This is a genomic window from Methylobacterium frigidaeris (assembly GCF_022179185.1).
Classification (GTDB): domain Bacteria; phylum Pseudomonadota; class Alphaproteobacteria; order Rhizobiales; family Beijerinckiaceae; genus Methylobacterium; species Methylobacterium frigidaeris.
In genome coordinates this window covers 1-258 of sequence record NZ_BPQJ01000249.1, presented here as the reverse complement: position 1 = coordinate 258, position 258 = coordinate 1, and the positions used below count along the sequence as shown (strand labels likewise).

The following is a 258-nucleotide window of genomic DNA, read 5'->3' as shown; positions in this document are numbered from 1 at the left end:
CCCACGCGGCGATGTCGATCGGGGCTCCACATGGGCTGACGACGATGACGACCGAGACATCACCCGGATTGGCTCTGAGGGCACGCGCGGCGATCTCCGGTGTCAGCGACAGGGTTTCCGGATCGACATCGGTGAAGTACGGCGTGAGCCCGACATTGGCCGCCGCATGGGCGGTGGCGATGAAGGTCCAAGACGGCATGATGCGGTATCGGCCGGGACGGCCCGCGCTGCGATAACGCAGGGCGAGCTCGATCGCCG

The 258-nt window shown here is 67.1% G+C and carries 1 protein-coding gene; it reads right to left on the bottom strand.

Annotated elements, in window-relative coordinates; genetic code table 11:
• Positions 1–199, bottom strand: a 199-nt coding sequence (locus MFF64_RS37035; RefSeq protein ID WP_238194038.1) for a DegT/DnrJ/EryC1/StrS family aminotransferase, incomplete at its 3' end; no start/stop codon positions are given.
• Positions 200–258: the final 59 nt, after the last annotated feature.